The organism is Martinezella lusitana, from assembly GCF_010668395.1.
In the GTDB taxonomy this organism is placed as follows: Bacteria; Pseudomonadota; Alphaproteobacteria; order Rhizobiales; family Rhizobiaceae; genus Rhizobium; species Rhizobium lusitanum_A.
In genome coordinates this window covers 337,007-354,475 of the sequence record NZ_WUEY01000002.1, presented here as the reverse complement: position 1 = coordinate 354,475, position 17,469 = coordinate 337,007, and the positions used below count along the sequence as shown (strand labels likewise).

Below are 17,469 nucleotides of genomic sequence, written 5' to 3'. Positions count from 1 at the left end.
ATCTTGCCATTGCCGCACCGCAATCCACATATCCGGCAGCTCCGCCCCAAGTCTCGGGGGCTGCCGATCGGATGACTGATTTCCCGCACATCTGATTTTATGTCCTCGATGCCACGGCTCGCGCCGGTATCGAGGACATAGCTTCCCGGCCGTTTCTCACGGCACTTTTCGCGCCGCCGATCGGCGCGTTCGAGCCGTGGCTCGGTCTCGATATCGTGGAAGCGCTGCGGCACACACATCCCTGATTTTCGTCCAGAACCCGATTGCGGCAAGCGATTGCCCGTCCGGCGGCGCCCTTTGCCAATGCCGAAGCCGTCCCCTGTTGATTTCCAATCTGCGATTGACGAGTCTCGAAACTCGATATTAAATCAATTTGATTGACTACTCGAAAACAACGAGAGGGAACTGCAAATGGGAATGAAGAAAAGAGCATTGCGAAATCTCTTCCATCGGACGTCTTGGGCAGCGGCGGCACTCGGAGCCTCGCTGGCTTTCGGCTCCGGCATCGCCTCGGCGGCCGAGGCCGTGCTGACGATGCACATCGAAGAGCAGACCAGCTGGGTCAGCAACTTCAATCCTTTCGATCTGGCCGGTCGTCGCCAGAGCACGATGGATTTCATCTATGAGCCGCTGGTTATCTTCAACGCCAATGATGGCGGCAAGCCGGTCTGGCGTTTGGCGACGAGCTACAAGTTCTCCGACGATCTCTTGTCGATCACCTATGATCTCCGCCCCGGCGTGAAGTGGTCCGACGGACAGCCGCTGACCTCGGCCGACGTGAAGTACACCATCGACCTGATGCTGAAGAACCCGGCCGTCGATACGGTCGGCGTCGGCCAGACAGTCGCTTCCGTCGAGGCGCCTTCGCCGACACAGGTGAAAATCAACCTCAAGGCCGTGAATTCGGAATTCCCCGAATCCCTGGCCGATCTCGCCGTCGTGCCGGAGCATATCTGGAAAGACATTGCCGATCCGGTCGCCTACAAGAACGAAAAGCCCGTCGGCTCCGGTCCGATGACCGAGGTCCGCCGCTTCACGCCGCAGGTCTACGAGCAGTGCCGCAATCCGAACTACTGGGATGCCGCCTCGCTGCATGTCGATTGCCTGCGCCTGCCGCAGATTTCGGGCAACGACCAGATGCTGGCGCTGTTGCCGGAAGGCACCGTCGACTGGATCGGTTCGTTCCTGCCGCAGATCGACAAGACCTTCGTCGCACTCGACCCCGAGCATAATGGCTACTGGCAGCCGCCGGCTGAAACCGTGGCCTTCCAGATGAACTTCAAGTCTTCGAATGCCGGCAATCTCGAGGCTTTCAAGGATCTCAATTTCCGCCACGCCTTCAGCCTGGCGATGGACCGCCAGTCGATGGTCGACATCGCCGGCTTCGGCTATCCGGTCGTCAACCTGCATGCCAGCGGCCTGCCGCCGCGCTTCGAAAGCTGGCGCAACAAGGCTGCCGAAGGCGACAAGGACGCCTTCATGGGCTTTGACACCGACAAGGCGAGCAAGATCCTCGACGATGCCGGCTACAAGAAGGGCGCCGATGGCTTCCGCACCACGCCGAGCGGCAAGCCGATCACCTTCGCTATCATCGTGCCGAATGGCTGGACCGACTGGATCGACGCCGTGCAGATCGCCGTCGAAGGGCTGCGTGCTGCAGGCATCAACGCCTCTGTTGCCACGCCCGAATACGAGCAGTGGCGCAAGCAGCTGCTGGACGGCAGCTTCGATGTCGTGATGAACTCGCGAGCCGATAGCGCCACGCCGTTCCAGGGCTACTATCAGAGCCTGTCGACGGCCTATGCCGGAAAGCTCACCGTCTCCGCGCCACGGTACTCCAACCCGAAGCTCGATGCGCTCTTCGATCAATATCTGAAGTCGTCTTCCGATGGCGATCACAAGAAGATCTTCAACGATATCCAGGTTCTGATCGCCGATGATTTCCCGGTCGTTCCGGTCTTCAACGGACCGACCTGGTATCAGTATTCCAGCAAGCGCTTCACCGGCTGGGTCACCGACAAGGATCCGGTGATGAACCCGGAAAACCACGACAACAATCGCATGCGTCTCATGCATCTGCTGCGTCTGAAGCCGGTCCAATAAGACCACAGCGAAGGAAGCAGAGATGCGTGTTTCAAGCCGGCGCCTCGGCGTCTATGCGGTGGCCCTGGCCTTCGCGATCGTCGTGAACTTCATCCTTCCCCGGCTTATGCCGGGGAGCCCCGTCGACGCCATGGTCGCCCAGCTCGGGCCGCGGGCCACGCCTGCGGCCGTGGAGGCGATCAAGGCCCGTTTCGGCGAGATCGATCAGCCGATCATGCTGCAGTTCCTCGACTATCTCAAAGGGCTCGCCACCTTCGATCTGGGCGTTTCGGTCAAATATTATCCGCAGACGGTGGTCCAGGTATTGAGCCGGGCCACGCTGTGGACCGTCTTCCTGGTCGTGACAGCGATCATCTTTTCGTTGTGCGTCGGCGTCGTACTCGGCGCCATCTCGGCCTGGAGGCGCGGCGGGCGGTTCGATACGATCGTATCGCCCTTCGCCGTGATCCTGTTTTCGATACCGCCCGTCATCGTGGCTCTCACCAGCCTGTTCGTTTTCGCCGTGTCGCTGCGCTGGTTCCCTGTGGGATATGCCTATGATCCCAACCTCGATCCGGGCTTCAACTTCACCTTCTTCGGCAGCGTTTTCATGCATGCGATCCTGCCGGTCCTGACGCTTTCGCCCTTTCTCGTCGGTGAATTCCAGACGACCATGCGCTCGTCCATGATCGTCGTGCTCGGAGAAGATTATGTGACGATGGGCCGGGCAAAGGGGCTCAGCAACCTCGCGGTCATGTTCAGCTATGGCGCCCGCAATGCCCTGTTGCCTGTCCTGACCAACCTTGCGCTGATACTCGGCGCCGTCTTCGGTGGTTCGATCGTCACCGAGATCGTCTTCAACTATCCGGGGCTCGGTCTGACGCTGTTTACCGCCAGCGTGGCGCGAGACTATCCCGTCATTCAGGGGCAATTGCTGCTGATGACGCTCGCGACCCTCGGCGCCAATTTCCTCGTCGACATCATCTACGGTCTCGTCGATCCGCGATTGAGGGAGGCAGGACGATGAGCTTTTCTCCGCGATCCATTTTCAGTCAGAAGAAGGCGCTCGTCGGCTTCGTCATCGTCGCCGCGCTGTGCCTGATGGCGATCTTCGCTCCGGTCATCGCTCCGGGCGAGCCCGGCGCTCGCGTAGGCCGTTCGCATCAGCCGCCATCGGTCGAGCATGTATTCGGCACCACCAAGATGGGCCGGGATGTCTACAAGCAGTTCGTCTGGGGCGCCAGAAGCTCGCTTTCCGTCGGCTTTGCGACAGGCATCGTCATTACCGTGATCGGCACCGCGATCGGTCTTATCGCCGGCTATGCCGGCGGCAAGACCGATGCCGTACTCGACCTTGCCACCAATGCCGTGCTGGTCATACCGAACATGCCGCTGCTTATCCTGCTTGCCTCTTTCGCGGGCACAGTCGGCCCCATGACGATCATGATTATCATCGCGTTGACGTCGTGGCCGTGGGGCGCTCGCATGACGCGCTCGCAGACGATGGCGCTCCGCAACCGCGATTTCGTCACCGCCGCCAAGATGATCGGCGAGCCGGCCTGGCGTATCATCTTTGTCGAGATCCTGCCCAACCTGACGCCGCTGATCGGCATCAACCTGGTCGGCAGCATCATCTACGCGATCGTCGCCCAGACCACGCTCGAATATCTCGGCTTCGGCGATCCGCTGAAGGTCACCTGGGGCACCATGCTCTACAACGCGCAGAACGCATCGGCCATCATGGTCGGCGCCTGGTGGGATATCGGCGTGCCGGCCATCGGCATCGCGCTGACGGGACTTGGCCTCGCGCTGATCAACTTCACCTTCGACGAAATCGCCAATCCGCAATTGCGCTCCGGGCCGGCATTGACCCGCTGGTTCCGTCTGACCCGCGCCCGCAACCGCATGATGAGGACCGAGCAATGAGCGACAACCTGCTTGAGATCGAGCACCTCAATATCGACTACCTGCTCGACAAGGGCGATTTCCGGGCGGTGAAGGACGTGTCCTTCAATATCGGTCGCGGCGAGATCTTCGGTCTCGCCGGCGAGTCCGGCTGCGGCAAGAGCACGATCGCCTATGCGATCACGCGGCTCTCCAAGGCGCCTGCCTGGATCAGCGGCGGCAGCATTCGCCTGGATGGCCGGGATCTGTTGAAGATGCCGGAAAACGAGCTGCAGAGGATCCGCTGGAAGCGCATCGGCATGGTGTTCCAGAGCGCCATGAATTCGCTCAATCCGCTGATGCGGGTGGAAGCGCAGTTCCATGACGTCCTGCATCGCCATACCGGGTGCTCGCGCCAGGAATCGCGTGCGCGTGCCGAAGAAATGTTCAAGCTGGTGGGTATTCCCGCGCATCGCGTCGGCGACTATCCGCACCAGTTTTCCGGCGGCATGCGCCAGCGCATCGTCATTGCCATCTGCCTGGCGCTGCGTCCCGAACTCATCATCATGGACGAACCGACGACGGCTCTGGACGTCGTCGTGCAGCGGGAGATCCTGGAACAGGTTCTCGACCTGCAGCAGACCTACGGGTTCTCGGTACTCTTCATCACTCATGATCTGCACCTGATGGCGCAGTTGTGCCACCGCATCGGCGTCATGCTGAAAGGCGAACTGGTCGAGGTCGGCGATGTCACGCAGGTCAGCCAATCGCCCGTTCACGACTATACGCGCAAGCTCTGGAACGCCATCCCGCAGCTTCCGGCCAGCGCTCACCTTTCCGGAGTTTTCGCATGAAACCGCAGATACAGGCCGTGACTGCAGAACCCGTCATCCGGCTCGATGATATCCAGCGCCACTTCGGCACCGTGCATGCCTTGAAGAGCGTCTCCTTCTCCCTCTTTGCAGGCAAGGCGCTCGCGCTGGTCGGTGAATCCGGCTGCGGCAAGACCACATGCGCCCGCATCATCGCCCGGCTGGACAAGCCGACGGCCGGCAGGCTGCTGTTCCGTGGGCAGGACCGCACGGCACGCGGTTCGGGCAAGGAGGAGCGGATGTACCGCAAGGACGTCCAGATGGTTTTCCAGGATCCGTTCTCCTCGCTCAACCCGGCTTTCACCATCAACCACCACATCGCCCGGCCGCTGCAACTGCATGGGCAGGACAAGCCGAAGGCCGAGCGGGACGATGACATATCGAAGCTGCTCGAAAGCGTCGGGCTTGATCCAGCGGTAACGCGGCAGAAGTTTCCACACGAGCTCTCCGGCGGCCAGCGTCAGCGCGTCAACATCGCTCGCGCGCTGGCGGTCGCGCCGAGCGTGCTGGTGGCGGATGAGCCGACGTCGATGCTGGACGTATCGATCCGCAAGGACATTCTCGATCTGCTGGCGCGGGTAAAACGGGAAAACGATCTCGCCATGCTCTACATTACCCACGATATCGCGACGGCGGCCCATGTCGCGGAAGAGATCGTGGTGATGTTTGCCGGCCAGATGGTCGAGTGGGGGGATTCCAATGCCGTCCTTGCCAATCCGAAGCATCCCTATACGCAGTTGCTGCTTTCGGCGGTGCCGGATGGCGGCCGCAGGTTCGTGACCGGCGGCAGCGCCCGGTTTCTTGAACAGGCGGAGAAGATCCGCTCGCTCAGCCGGCCGATCTCGACCGAGGTGGAACAGCTCGGCCCCAATCATTTCATGCGTGCGCTCGTCGCATCGAACTAGATCGAACTAGAAGGATTTTTCCCTTGGATTACCTGGTCAATCTATCGACCCTGCCGGCAGACACGCAGTCGCCCGAACGCATGGCGAAGGCCGGCGTCACCATCCGGCGCGCGCTGCCGCCGGAACTTAGGCTCATCGTCGGCTGGGTCGGCAAGCACTTCAGCGAGGGATGGGCAAGCGAGACGACGGTGGCGATGACGCGCCAGCCGCCGACATGCTTTATCGCCACGCTTGATCGCGAGCTTGTCGGCTTTGCCTGCCACGAGGCGACGGCGCGCGGCTTTTTCGGCCCAACGGGTGTCGATGAAAGCGTACGCGGTCTCGGCATCGGCCGCGCGCTGCTGTTTGCATGCCTCAACGATCAGAAGGCCATGGGCTACGGCTATACCGTTATCGGCGATGTCGGCCCTTCGGAATTCTACGAGAAGACGGTCGGCGCCATAATGATCCCCAATTCCGCTCCCGGCATCTATGCCGGCATGCTCAAGCTTTGAACAATCCCTTCAGGAAGAGAGAATGCTCATGTCCACACCGCGATCCCTGGCTCTGCGGCTTGAAACCACCTGGAACCCGCCGACCGACGACAAGGAGTTTTCCTACGTCCTGCGGCTGAAGAACCTTTCGTCGGAGCCGCTTTCGGGCTTTTCGCTCTGCGTCAGCGGCCCCGGGCGCGTCGATCCGGCCGGCATCGTCGAAGGCGCGACGGTTACGAAGCGGCTTTCCAACTTCACCGAGTTCCAGCCGCCGGAAGGTTTCGTGCTGGGGGCAGGCGAAACCTGGACCATCACGGTTCGTGCTTTGAGCTGGCAGTTTCGCCATTGGAACGATGGCGCCAACAGCGCCTATCTCGCTTTGCGCGACGGCACCACGATTTCGCTTGGCACCGAGCCGACGCGCACATCGGCGAGCAATGCGCCGTTGAAGCGCGGCGCGGAGATCTATCCGGTGCCAGCCAATCCGCCGGTGCCGCTGTCGATCATTCCCTGGCCGAACCGCGTAGCCGTATCGTCCCGCCGCCCGCTGCCGGCAGGCTTTGCCCTGAAGGCTACAGCGCCGGAAGCGCAGGCTGCCGCTGCAAGTTTCACGAGCCTTGTCGAGCACCTTTTTTCGGCTGAAGGTCTCATCCGTTCCGAGGCGGAAGGTGCCGTGCCGGTGGAATTGCGCCAGGTTGAAGGTCTCGGCGCCGAGGCCTACAGGCTCGCCTTTTCGCCTGAGACCGTAACCGTCGAAGCAAGCGCGCAGACCGGCTTTGTCTACGGTCTCGTTACCGTTGGCCAGATCTGGCGCGGCGCGCGTCTATATCCACAGGCATTCCATTTCCCGGCGGGTGGCGAAATCGTCGACGAGCCTGTCATGAGCTGGCGCGGCCTGCACCTTGATGTCGCACGGCAATTCTACGGTTCGGCTGAAATCAAGAAGCTGATGGCGGTGCTTGCCTGGAACAAGCTCAACCGCTTCCATTGGCATCTGTCTGATGATGAAGCCTGGCGCGTCGAGATCGATGCCTATCCGGCACTGACGGAGATCGGCGCATGGCGCGGTCACGGCCTGCCGATGCCGCCGCTTCTCGGCTCCAGCCCGGCTCGCACCGGCGGCTATTATACCAAGGCCGTCGTGCGCGATATCGTTTCCTATGCCAAGGGTCTTGGCATCGAGGTTCTGCCGGAGATCGACATACCCGGTCATTGCTACGCCATGCTCCAGGCAATTCCCGAGCTGCGCGATCCCAACGAAGCCGGCAGCTATTATTCGGTCCAGGGTTTCCCGGACAACTGCATCAACCCGGCGCGCGAGAAGACCTATGAGGTGATCGAAACGATCCTCTCGGAGCTGATCGAGCTCTTCCCGTTCAAGACGATCCATATCGGTGCCGACGAGGTTCCGCTCGGTGCCTGGTCCGGCTCGCCGGAAGCGCTGGCGCGGCTGCGCGAACTCGCCGGCAACGACGTGGCGGACGCCCATGCCAAGCGTTTGAACGTCATCACCAACACGCATGGCGCCGACGATATTCATGGCTCGGGCGCGGCCTACCTGCAGGCGGAATTCCTGGAGCGCATCCAGGCGTTTCTTGCCTCGAAGGGCTGCGTGACGGGCGGTTGGGAAGAAGCCGCCCACGGTGACAGGATCGACAAGGACAAGAGCTATCTCTGCAGCTGGCGTAACGTCGAGGTCGCGGCCGAGCTTGCCGGTCGCGGATACGAGATCGTCGTCTGCCCGGGGCAGGTCTATTATCTCGACATGGCGATGCGTCCGGATTGGGACGAGCCTGGCGCTAGCTGGGCAGGCCATTCGGATCCGGAAAAACTCTACACCTTCGATCCCGTCGGTGGCTGGACGGATGCCCAGAAGGAAAAGCTTCGTGGCATTCAGGCCTGCATCTGGTCGGAGTCGATGACTGATCGCGCCATCTTCGACCGGCTGGTCTTCCCGCGTCTCTCGGCATTGGCGGAAACCGGCTGGACGAAGCCCTCGGCGAAATCCTGGGAACGGTTCAAGGCGCTGGCCGGCACCATGCCGCTACTCTACGGCCTGCATCAATTCTGACAGCCTGATGCATGGCTCTCAGGCGCGGCCCATGTCGGTCGCGCCTGAGCGACATTGATAAAACGCAGTTCGGAGGGTCTGCGGAGCCTGCGCCGTTACACGGCGTTACGGTGCGTGAGCGGTTTCTGCAGGACATCGAACTGCGGGTTCGTTTCCGAGAAAATGGGCAGGGCCGCAGCGCCGAGGATGGCGGTGTCCTTGCCTGTTGCGCCGATCATCAAGCGGGGAATGGTGCGTCTTTCGGTCGGATTTACCGGAATATGGAGCGGCTCGACGTGCTCGGCCAGGCCGGTCATCAAGGATGTCGGTGCGCTGCCGCCAAGCACGATCGTCTGCGGATCGAAAGCAAGCTCGAGAAAATCGATCGTCTGACGCAGCGGCTGCACCGCCTGTTCCAGCCAGACCTCCAGACCACGGCTGTTTGCGGCGATCATGGCATCGAGATCGTCGGGGTCCCGCTCCTGGGCATCCTCGATGCCGAGACATTCATAGGCGACGGATGGCGATACATAGCGATCGAGACAGCCGCGTTTGCCGCAGGTGCAGAGCCTGCCGTGCGGCTCGACGATGATGTGACCGATTTCGCCGGCATTGGCGCGGCTGCCCTTGTAGAGATGGCCGTCGAGGAACATGCCGGCGCCGATGCCGCCATCTCCCGCCAGGAAAAGATAGACGAAGCTTCCAAGACCGCGGGCAACGCCGTAGAGCCGCTCGCCGATCGCCGCGGCCGTCGCATCGTTTTCGACCAGCACGGGCAGGTCGATAAGCCGTTCCAGTTCGCTTGCGACCGGGAAATCCTGCCAGCCCGGCAGGTTGAGCGGGCTGAGCGACGTCACGCCGCCATCCGCATAACGTCCGGGCAGGGCGATGCCGGCCCCGAGCAGCCGGTCACGATCGAAGGTAAAGGCCTGTTGCAGATCTCCGACGATCGCGGCAAAGATCGGCATCGCCTCGGCCGGCCCCGGCCGGTCGACATGGCGCTCGATGCGGGCGCGGACTGTGCCCGACAGATCCGTGAGCACGCCGACCGCGCGCCGGCGGCCCAGTTCGAGGCCGATGGAATAGGCGCCGGTGGGGTTGATGGTGTAGGGAATGATCGGCTGGCCGCGCGCGATCTTCTGCGCCTCCATCGGGATCAGCAGATGCGAGCGCGACAATTCCTCCACGATGTTCGAAACCGTCTGCGTGGTCAGTGCGGTCATGCGGGCAATGGCCGCGCGCGACATCGGTCCGTTGGTGCGTATGGCTTCGATCACGACACGCCGGTTATGCGATTTGGCCTGTTCGAGATTCGTGCCGGAAATTGTCTTCATGAGATGCTTGGGGATTGCTGGATCAGCATTCGTTTGTGTTATTGCTTGTCACGCTTTGCCATTGCGTGAGGGAGGGCGGCTGCCTGCCGTTGCTTGCCTCTGTATCGTTACTTTCCATGCTTTTGCCGGCTGGTTCAAGTCGCGAACGGTCCGGTTGGCCATGGCGGAGGATAATACATAGGTTTTTTTCTTTTCCGTGGATGCTCGCAGCGGATCTTTATTGCGGCAAGCATTGAGCCGGAGTTTAACGGCCGCGATTTCTACATGACAGATTGGAGCAGGCTGAACTGGCCGCGAAAACAGTTCCAGCCTTGCGGGCGCGGGGGCGGAAGCGCCGAATAAACCGGTGCTTTTCAGCGAACCTATCCGGCCATGCGGCATGTGGATCGGTGGTGGGAAAGCCGGATCCTCTCCATGTCGTGGTGATGCAGGGCCCCATCCTTCGGATGTGAAACCGTGATCGAACTCAGGATCCCGGTTTACGGCATTCCTTTACCATCGAATGCTATACTTGAACTCAGGGACACCTTTGAAAGGCCATACTGGGATCAAATGCTGGAGACGGAAATCGTCGCATTTCTCGAAGCATGTCCAATAGCGGCGCTCGTGCTCGATGCCGCAGGCACGATCGTCTTTGCCAATGCCGAGGCGCGTGACCTTTTTGCTCTTGGAGACGCACCCTCCGTCATAGGCGATCTGGTGCCGGACTGGCCGCTGTCTTCGGCCGCCGCGCCGGCATTGATCGTAACCCGCGACGGTCAGAGGCGGGATTGTCAGGTGCGGATCATGACGTGGCCCTCGACGTCCGGGACGCTGAGCGCGGTTCTGGTCGAACCGGAAAACGAGGAGCGCCGGGCGGCCATGGCGGCGCGGGAGGCCAATCTGCGTCTCCGATACGTGATCGAAATGTTGCCCGAAGCCGTTTGCGTCTTCGATGCGAACGATCGCTATGTTCTCTGGAACGAGAAATATGCGGAGCTCTATCCCGATATCGCGGATCACCTCAAACCGGGCATCGCCTTTGAGGATATCCTGAAGATCAGCCTCGCTAGCGGCCGCATGCCGGAAGTCGTCGGAGACCAGGATCGCTGGCTGCAGCAGCGCATGCGAAAATTCCGTCAGCCGGTCTCGCAGGAAGAGCAGCAGCTTCGTGACGGCCGGTGGCTTCGCCATGACGATCGGCGCACCCCCGATGGCGGCGCGATCGGTATGCGGATAGACATCAGCGAGTTGAAGCAGCGTGAAGAGTGGCTAAGCCAGCTCTTCGACGCCAATCCGATGCCGATGCTCCTGTGCGATGGCGGCAGCCTCCAGATTCTCCAGGCCAACCGGGCAGCCTTGGACTTCTACGGTCTCGGAAAAGCGCAATTGCTGTCGATGAGAGCAGGCGACATGCATGTCGAAAGCGAGACCGATCGATTTGCCAAGGCGCTGGTCAGACTTGAAGGTGACTGCGAGGCCAGGACGGTCTGGCGGCAAAGAATAGCCGATGGCACGGAGCGCCACGTCCTCATCTATGTCCGGTTGCTGCATGAAGGGCTCGAACGTCGCTTCCTGCTGACCATCGCCGACGTCAGCGATCGGATTCTCGCCGAGGCTGAGGCCAATCGCCTCGCGCAACACGACATGCTGACCGGCTTGCCGAACCGCATGTGCTTCTACAAGGCTCTCGGCGATGCGCTGAAGGAGAGCGGCGGCAAGGGCGTCGCCGTTTTCTGCCTCGACCTCGACGGGTTCAAGCCGGTGAACGATACCTTCGGCCACGCCGCAGGTGACGAGGTTCTCAAGATGGTGGCCGAACGGCTGCGCGGCGCGGCAAGAGGACACATGGTCGCGCGCCTGGGCGGCGATGAGTTCGCCATCCTGATGATAGGGGGGGAGGAGGCAGACGTCGGCGAGGTGGCGAGAGGTTGCATCGCGGCGTTCAAGTCTTCATTCCACATCGGAGGCGCCATGGTCGATATCGGCATCAGCATCGGCGTTTCGGCGGCTCCGGAAAATGGCCAGAACGGGGAAACGCTCGTTCAGGAGGCCGATCGCGCTCTTTATCGCGCCAAGGCCAATGGGCGGAATACCTGGCGCACCGCGAGCGCCGGCCGACGCCATCAGACTGTTTCGAGACGGTCGAGATAGGGCTTCGCCACCTGGGACGGCGCAACCGGCCGGCTCTTGAACTTCAGATGACGCCTCCTCATCTGAATGGTTACCATTTCAATCTGTCGAACCGACAGCCTCCTGCTTTCTTCAGTCGCTGCCGTTCCTCTATGCGACGCTTCGCGTCCGAGGAGTTTTCATGGGCTTCATTGATCGTGACATCCAGCCGTCATCCGATACCGGGCTGCTGGATGCCTATTCCCAATCGGTATCGAGTGCCGTCGATCTCGTCGGGCCGGCGGTCAGCCGGATCGAGCGATTGGGCGGCCGCGCCGGGCATGGTTCCGGCTTTGCCATCTCGCCGGATGGTCTCGTCGTCACCAACAATCATGTCGTGGACGATGCGAAAGCCGTGCGCATCAAGACCCCGGAAGGGGCAACCGTCGAGGGAAGGGTGCTCGGGCGCGATCCGGATACCGACCTTGCGCTCATCCGCGCCAATGACTGGCCCGGAAACTGGGCAAGGCTCGGGGATTCCAAATCGCTCAAGCGCGGTCACATCGCGATTGCCATCGGCAATCCGCTCGGCTTCGAATGGACCGTCACGGCCGGTATCGTCTCGGCGCTCGGCAGGTCGATGCGCGCGGCCAGCGGGCGGTTGATGGACGATATCATCCAGACGGATGCCGCACTCAATCCGGGCAATTCCGGCGGTCCGCTGGTCTCGTCCGCCGGCGAGGTGATCGGCGTCAACACCGCCGTGATCCAGGGCGCGCAGAGCATCGCATTTTCGGTGGCCTCCAACACCGCCAAGCATGTGGTGTCCGAAATCCTGCGCTTCGGCCATGTCAGGCGTGCCTATATCGGCATTGCCGCCGATACGGTCGAGCTGCATCGGCGCATCGCGCTGGAGGCTGGCGTCACGCATTCGACGGCTGTGCGTCTGCGTCGTGTCGAAAAGGATAGTCCCGCGGAAAAAGGCGGCTTGCAGGAGGGGGATTACCTGCTTGCCATCGACGGTCAGGCCGTATCAGGCATAGACGACGTCGTCAGGCTGCTCGACGGCGACAAGATCGACACGGAGATCGAGGTGCTGATCTTCAGCGTCGGCGGCCTGATCGAGCGCAGGCAAGTGAAGCCTTCGGCGCGACCGGCTATCTGAGCCGAAACGCTGTCGCTATGCTGTCGGCAGCGCCGGAAATCCGACGCTGCCGATTGCTGTTCACTATCCTCTGCCGACGAGCGGCATTTTCGTTGCCATGACGGTCATCGACAGGACGTTGGCATCGAGCGGCAGGCTTGCCATGTAGACGACGGCGCGCGCGACATGCTCGGCCGAGATCGTCGGTTCGGTTGCGGTCTCACCGTTGGCCTGCAGCACGCCGGCGCTCATCCTCGCCGTCATGTCGGTCGCGGCATTGCCGATATCGATCTGGCCGCAGGCAATGTCGAAGGGGCGGCCATCGAGCGCCGTCGATTTTGTCAGCCCGGTGATGGCGTGCTTCGTGGCCGTATAAGGCGCCGAATGCGGCCGCGGCGTCGTCGCCGAGATCGAACCGTTGTTGATGATACGGCCACCCTGTGGCAGCTGGGCCTTCATCAGGCGGAACGCCTGCTGCGTGCAGAGGAATGCGCCGGTCAGGTTGGCGCCGACGATCGCGTTCCATTGCTCGATGGTCAGTTCCTCCATCGGCACGGCCGGCAGGCCGATACCGGCATTGTTGACGAGAAGGTCGAGGCGGCCATATCGGTCGGCGATGGCATCGAACAGGCTTTTGACCGATATCGGATCGCTGACATCGGCTGCGACCGCGAAAAATTCCGCGCCGGTTTCCTCCGACAGCTCGCGGGCGGCTTTTTCGAGAATATCAGCCCGGCGTCCGGAGATAACCACCTTGAAACCGGCCGAGCCGAGTGCCTTCGCGATGGCGCGGCCGATGCCGGTGCCGCCGCCGGTCACCAGCGCGATCGCGTTCTGTGTGTTCGACGATATCTCCGTCATGCAAGCCTCCCGCCCAATTCGTCCTCGATATGCACCTGCAATATTTCTTCAAAGCTCTGTTCTGCCCTGAAGCCGAGATCGCGCGCGCGCTCAGCATCGAACTGTGTCGGCCAGCCGGCGACAATTCGTTCGATCACCGGGTCCGGCTCGCGCCGGATGAGAGCAACGGCCTTGTCGCCGCCGACACGGCGCAATGCGTCGATTTCATCCGAGACGAGTGCCGAGAGGCCGGGCATGGTGAGATTGCGCCTGACCCCCACTTTTGCTGTGTCGAGCGTTGCGGCATGGACGAAGAAGCCGACTGCGGAGCGGGGGCTTGCGAACCAGTGGCGCACCGTGTCGCTGACCGGCAGAATGGCCTCTTTGCCGACCAGCGGTTCACGCAGGATGTTGGAAAAGAAGCCGGAAGCAGCCTTGTTCGGCGCGCCGGGCCGCACGCAGATGGTCGGCAGCCGGATGCCGATGCCGTCAAAAATGCCGCGTCGCGAATAATCGGCAAGCAGAAGCTCCGCAATCGCTTTCTGAGTGCCGTAGCTCGTCAGCGGCGCGGTCAGGAATTCATCGCCGATGGTTTCGGGGAAGGGCGTTCCGAACACGGCGATGGAGGAGGCGAAAATGACGCGCGGTGCATAGGTGGATTTCAGGCCTTGCTGCCTGATGGCGTCGAAGAGCGCCCGCGTGCCGTCGAGATTGACGCTATAACCCTTGTCGAAGTCGGCCTCCGCCTCGCCGGAGACGATGGCGGCGAGGTGAAAGATCATATCGGGACGGTCTTCGATGAGCCTCTCGGCCACGCCTGATGTCGCAAGGTCCACCGTCAAGGCCTTCGATACGGATGCGAGGGATTCCGGCACTGGCGGCTGAAAGGCATCGACCAGCGTCAGGCGATCGATGGCCCGTCCGAGGATTTTCGGCTCGGTGGCAATGCGGGTCACGAGCTTGCGGCCGATCATGCCCGCAGCGCCAAGGATCAAAACATGCATATCGGATTTTCCTCCCAACGGGCTGATATCAGTCTTCGGGATAATTCCCGAGCGAATCTCTCTGGCGGCCATCGGGCATTCGGAATGCCGGCGGCCTTTTCATCTATAGGCCTGCAGCCAGCCGAGACCGGCGTCCGTCGTGGTTGCCGGCCGATATTCCGCGCCGATCGGCTTGTCATAGCCGAGCGTTTCCAGAAAGCGCAGGATATGACGATAGTCGATCTCTCCGTGATCCGGTTCGCGCCGATCCGGAACGGCCGCAATCTGGATATGGCCGATTGCCGCCATATGCGCTTGCAGCCTGTGCGTCAGGTCGCCCTGCATGATCTGGATGTGATAGCAATCGAACATCAGTTTGAGGTTCCGCGCACCCACTGCGGAAATGATATCGAGCGCCTGGTCCGCCGTCTGCAGGAAATAGCCCGGCGCGTCGCGCTGGTTCAGCGGCTCTATCAGCACGGTCACGCCTGCCGTATCGGCGCGTTCGCAGGCATAGCGAAGATTGGCGACGAAAGTGGTTCGCGCCTCTTCGCCATTGGCCTTGCCGGCCATCACATGGACGTTTTGCGCGCCGATGGCGACGGCATAGTCGATTGCCTGATCGATAGCGCCGCGGGCTTCGTGCTGCCGTCCGGGAATGGCGGCGAGGCCGTTGTCGCCAGCCGCGACATCGCCGCGCGCGGTATTGAGGCCGAGCATGGCGAGGCCGGTTTCGCTCAGGGCCTGACGCACGGCTTCGGGCGGGGTGTCATACGGATAGTGGCATTCCACGGCATCGAAGCCGGCCGTTTTGGCGGCATGGATCGCGTCGGGAAGGGAGAGTTCCTGCCAGAGAAATCCCATATTGGCGGAAAAGCGCGGCATGTTCAGTCCCACTCCACATCATAGGTTCGAACGAGATCGGCGATCTGCGCATCGGTCAGCAGCGAGGGATTGGCTCCGCGCGTCAGCATGGCAAGCTTGGCCGTCTCTTCCAGTTCCTCTATCGCATAGACCGCCGCTTCCAGATCCTTGGCCGAGACCACGGGTCCGTGCGCTGCCAGCATCACGGCGCTGCGCTTGCCGGCAAGGCCGCGGATGGCGTCGCCCATGGCCGGGTCACCCGGCATGAAATAGGGCAGCAGCTTCACCTTGCCGAGCTTCATGATCGAATAGGCCGTCAGCGGCGGCAGCATGTTCTCCGCATCGACGCCGGGCAATATCGAGAGCGCAACCGAATGGCTGGAATGAAGATGCACCACGGCCCCCGTCTTTTTCGGCCGGGTCTCATAGAAGGCCGCGTGCAGCGGCATTTCCTTCGTCGGCTTGTCCCCGCCGATCAGCCGGCCCTCACCGTCGAACAACGACAGGCGGGCGGGATCGAGGCGCCCGAAGGAGCTGCCCGTTGGCGTGACCAGAAGGCGGCCGTCGCTGAGACGGGCGGAAATGTTGCCTGAGGAGCCGGCGGTCAGGCCGCGATCGTAAAGCGATTTGGCCATCGTGCAGATTTGTTCGCGCAGGTCGGCTTCTTCGCTCATGCGGTCTCCAATCGGTGGAAGGCATCGGTGAAGAAGGTCTCGTCGCCGAAATTGCCCGATTTGAGCGCGAGCGCGATTGCCTCCCCTCCAGCTGTCGTGAAGGTCCAGGGCACGCCGGGCGCTATTTCCGGCCCGATGGTCAGATGCGTTACGCCGAGCGCCTGGGTGATTGCGCCGGAGGTCTCGCCGCCGGCAACGACGAACCGGCGTGCGCCGTGATGGAAAGCCTCGCGGGCGATCTCGGACAGAGCCTCCTCGACCACCTGGCCCGCCCTTTCCCGGCCCAACCGTTCCTGCGCACGCCGCACCTCCTCGGGTTCGGCGGTGGCGTAGATGAGTTTCGGCGCATCGGCCGGTTGCCGACGCAGCCATTCGCAGGCGGCCGCCGTGCCGCCTTCGGCGAGCGCGACCGGATCCAGCCGCAAGCTCGCGACCTGTCCCGCATAGCTCGCGACCTGCCTGCGCGTCATGGCGGAGCAGCTGCCCGACAGGACGATCGGGCTGCCCGCGACCTTCGGCAGCGCTTGTCGTTGCCGGGGCAGCGTTGCCAGCCCTTGTTCCAGGTAAAGTCGCGGCAGCTGGCCGGCGATCGCGCTGCCGCCCGTCAGCAGGGGCATGTCGAACGATGCGGCGGCGATGGTGCCGAGATCATCGTCGCAGACAGCATCGACGATCACATGCCGAATAGCGTCGTCGCTGAGTTCCGCCAATTTTGCCCTGAGCGCTGTCGGGCCTTTCGAGACGATATTGCGGTTGGCGAGGCCGACGGCCCCGATCACCTGCGGCGCCAGAAGCCGGACGAGGCTCGAATCGCGCATCGGCGTCAGCGGATGGTCCTTCATCGGGCTTTCGGACAATAGCTGCTCTCCGACGAACAGATGGCCCATGAAGACGCTGCGGCCATTCTCCGGAAAGGCCGGGCAATAGATCGTCTGGGCCGCGCCCGTCTTCGCCATCAGCATCTCCGCGACCGGGCCGATATTGCCCTCGGCCGTGCTGTCGAATGTGGAGCAATATTTCCAGAAGAAGCGGCTCGCCCCGGCTTGCCTCAGCCACTCCAGCGCCTGCCCGGTCTGCTCGACGGCAGTTTCGACCGGCGATGTCCGGCATTTCAAGGCGATGACCTCGAAGGCCGACGTCTCGCTCCGGGCGCGCTTTTCCCGCGGTACGCCGATCCGCAGCGAAACGGGCAATCCGCTCCGCGCCAGCAGCGCGGCAAGATCGGTCGCGCCGGTAAAGTCGTCCGCGATGCAGCCAAGCAGAAGCGTCATTG

15 protein-coding genes are annotated in these 17,469 nt (G+C 62.2%); 9 read left to right on the top strand and 6 right to left on the bottom strand.

Features of this window, described 5'->3' with window-relative positions:
- The first annotated feature begins 411 nt into the window (after positions 1 to 411).
- Genes GR212_RS05575 through GR212_RS05545 form a run of 7 tightly spaced genes read left to right on the top strand, consistent with a single transcriptional unit; the run spans position 412 to position 8,287 of the window.
- Positions 412 to 2,103: an ABC transporter substrate-binding protein gene (locus GR212_RS05575; protein WP_163985467.1), complete on the top strand. Its 1,692-nt coding sequence runs from the start codon at positions 412 to 414 to the stop codon at positions 2,101 to 2,103.
- Positions 2,104 to 2,125: 22 nt separating this feature from the next.
- Positions 2,126 to 3,109, top strand: coding sequence for an ABC transporter permease (locus GR212_RS05570; protein WP_163985466.1), 984 nt, complete (start codon positions 2,126 to 2,128; stop codon positions 3,107 to 3,109).
- Positions 3,106 to 4,008, top strand: coding sequence for an ABC transporter permease (locus tag GR212_RS05565; protein WP_163985465.1), 903 nt, complete (start codon positions 3,106 to 3,108; stop codon positions 4,006 to 4,008). The genes GR212_RS05570 and GR212_RS05565 overlap by 4 nt, the downstream gene beginning before the upstream one ends.
- Positions 4,005 to 4,820, top strand: coding sequence for an ABC transporter ATP-binding protein (locus GR212_RS05560; RefSeq protein ID WP_163985464.1), 816 nt, complete (start codon positions 4,005 to 4,007; stop codon positions 4,818 to 4,820). Before GR212_RS05565 ends, GR212_RS05560 begins: the two co-directional genes overlap by 4 nt.
- Positions 4,817 to 5,743 carry an ABC transporter ATP-binding protein gene (locus tag GR212_RS05555; protein WP_163985463.1) on the top strand — a complete coding sequence of 309 codons (927 nt, stop codon included), beginning with the start codon at positions 4,817 to 4,819 and terminating at the stop codon, positions 5,741 to 5,743. The genes GR212_RS05560 and GR212_RS05555 overlap by 4 nt, the downstream gene beginning before the upstream one ends.
- Before the next feature lie 23 nt (positions 5,744 to 5,766).
- Entirely contained in the window at positions 5,767 to 6,237 is a 471-nt protein-coding gene (locus tag GR212_RS05550) for a GNAT family N-acetyltransferase (protein WP_163985462.1), read from the top strand.
- A 22-nt stretch (positions 6,238 to 6,259) separates the two neighbouring features.
- A complete protein-coding gene (locus GR212_RS05545; RefSeq protein WP_204326275.1) occupies positions 6,260 to 8,287 on the top strand; it encodes a beta-N-acetylhexosaminidase in 2,028 nt (675 codons plus the stop codon).
- 95 nt (positions 8,288 to 8,382) lie between these two features.
- Here the strand turns inward: GR212_RS05545 and GR212_RS05540 are convergent, their stop codons facing one another.
- Positions 8,383 to 9,600, bottom strand: coding sequence for an ROK family transcriptional regulator (locus GR212_RS05540; RefSeq protein WP_163985461.1), 1,218 nt, complete (start codon positions 9,598 to 9,600; stop codon positions 8,383 to 8,385).
- A gap of 552 nt (positions 9,601 to 10,152) precedes the next feature.
- On the opposite strand from GR212_RS05540, the gene GR212_RS05535 reads away from it, so the two are divergent.
- Together GR212_RS05535 and GR212_RS05530 are read left to right on the top strand one after the other, a co-directional pair.
- Positions 10,153 to 11,733 carry a diguanylate cyclase domain-containing protein gene (locus GR212_RS05535; RefSeq protein WP_163985460.1) on the top strand — a complete coding sequence of 527 codons (1,581 nt, stop codon included), beginning with the start codon at positions 10,153 to 10,155 and terminating at the stop codon, positions 11,731 to 11,733.
- A 160-nt stretch (positions 11,734 to 11,893) separates the two neighbouring features.
- Entirely contained in the window at positions 11,894 to 12,856 is a 963-nt protein-coding gene (locus tag GR212_RS05530) for a S1C family serine protease (protein WP_163985459.1), read from the top strand.
- Between the two features lie 63 nt (positions 12,857 to 12,919).
- On the opposite strand, the gene GR212_RS05525 is transcribed toward GR212_RS05530, so the two are convergent.
- The 5 genes from GR212_RS05525 to otnK form a co-directional block, all read right to left on the bottom strand.
- Positions 12,920 to 13,696, bottom strand: a complete 777-nt coding sequence (locus GR212_RS05525; RefSeq protein WP_163985458.1) for an SDR family oxidoreductase — start codon at positions 13,694 to 13,696, stop codon at positions 12,920 to 12,922.
- Positions 13,693 to 14,679 carry a D-erythronate dehydrogenase gene (gene denD, locus GR212_RS05520; protein WP_163985457.1) on the bottom strand — a complete coding sequence of 329 codons (987 nt, stop codon included), beginning with the start codon at positions 14,677 to 14,679 and terminating at the stop codon, positions 13,693 to 13,695. The genes GR212_RS05525 and denD overlap by 4 nt, the downstream gene beginning before the upstream one ends.
- Positions 14,680 to 14,778: 99 nt before the next feature.
- Positions 14,779 to 15,543: a hydroxypyruvate isomerase family protein gene (locus GR212_RS05515; protein WP_163985456.1), complete on the bottom strand. Its 765-nt coding sequence runs from the start codon at positions 15,541 to 15,543 to the stop codon at positions 14,779 to 14,781.
- 2 nt (positions 15,544 to 15,545) lie between these two features.
- Complete coding sequence (otnC, locus tag GR212_RS05510) at positions 15,546 to 16,196, bottom strand: 3-oxo-tetronate 4-phosphate decarboxylase (RefSeq protein WP_163985455.1); 651 nt, start codon at positions 16,194 to 16,196, stop codon at positions 15,546 to 15,548.
- A complete protein-coding gene (otnK, locus tag GR212_RS05505; protein WP_163985454.1) occupies positions 16,193 to 17,467 on the bottom strand; it encodes a 3-oxo-tetronate kinase in 1,275 nt (424 codons plus the stop codon). Before otnK ends, otnC begins: the two co-directional genes overlap by 4 nt.
- Positions 17,468 to 17,469: the final 2 nt, after the last annotated feature.

Excerpts from the sequence above, each read along its gene's own strand:
- GR212_RS05530 (WP_163985459.1), top strand. The coding sequence starts at position 11,894 with ATGGGCTTCATTGATCGTGACATCCAGCCGTCATCCGATACCGGGCTG.
- GR212_RS05575 (WP_163985467.1), top strand. The coding sequence starts at position 412 with ATGGGAATGAAGAAAAGAGCATTGCGAAATCTCTTCCATCGGACGTCT.
- GR212_RS05540 (WP_163985461.1), bottom strand. The coding sequence starts at position 9,600 with ATGAAGACAATTTCCGGCACGAATCTCGAACAGGCCAAATCGCATAAC.
- GR212_RS05515 (WP_163985456.1), bottom strand. The coding sequence starts at position 15,543 with ATGCCGCGCTTTTCCGCCAATATGGGATTTCTCTGGCAGGAACTCTCC.
- otnC (WP_163985455.1), bottom strand. The coding sequence starts at position 16,196 with ATGAGCGAAGAAGCCGACCTGCGCGAACAAATCTGCACGATGGCCAAA.
- GR212_RS05570 (WP_163985466.1), top strand. The coding sequence starts at position 2,126 with ATGCGTGTTTCAAGCCGGCGCCTCGGCGTCTATGCGGTGGCCCTGGCC.
- GR212_RS05560 (WP_163985464.1), top strand. The coding sequence starts at position 4,005 with ATGAGCGACAACCTGCTTGAGATCGAGCACCTCAATATCGACTACCTG.
- GR212_RS05525 (WP_163985458.1), bottom strand. The coding sequence starts at position 13,696 with ATGACGGAGATATCGTCGAACACACAGAACGCGATCGCGCTGGTGACC.
- otnK (WP_163985454.1), bottom strand. The coding sequence starts at position 17,467 with ATGACGCTTCTGCTTGGCTGCATCGCGGACGACTTTACCGGCGCGACC.
- GR212_RS05545 (WP_204326275.1), top strand. The coding sequence starts at position 6,260 with ATGCTCATGTCCACACCGCGATCCCTGGCTCTGCGGCTTGAAACCACC.
- GR212_RS05535 (WP_163985460.1), top strand. The coding sequence starts at position 10,153 with ATGCTGGAGACGGAAATCGTCGCATTTCTCGAAGCATGTCCAATAGCG.
- GR212_RS05565 (WP_163985465.1), top strand. The coding sequence starts at position 3,106 with ATGAGCTTTTCTCCGCGATCCATTTTCAGTCAGAAGAAGGCGCTCGTC.
- GR212_RS05555 (WP_163985463.1), top strand. The coding sequence starts at position 4,817 with ATGAAACCGCAGATACAGGCCGTGACTGCAGAACCCGTCATCCGGCTC.
- denD (WP_163985457.1), bottom strand. The coding sequence starts at position 14,679 with ATGCATGTTTTGATCCTTGGCGCTGCGGGCATGATCGGCCGCAAGCTC.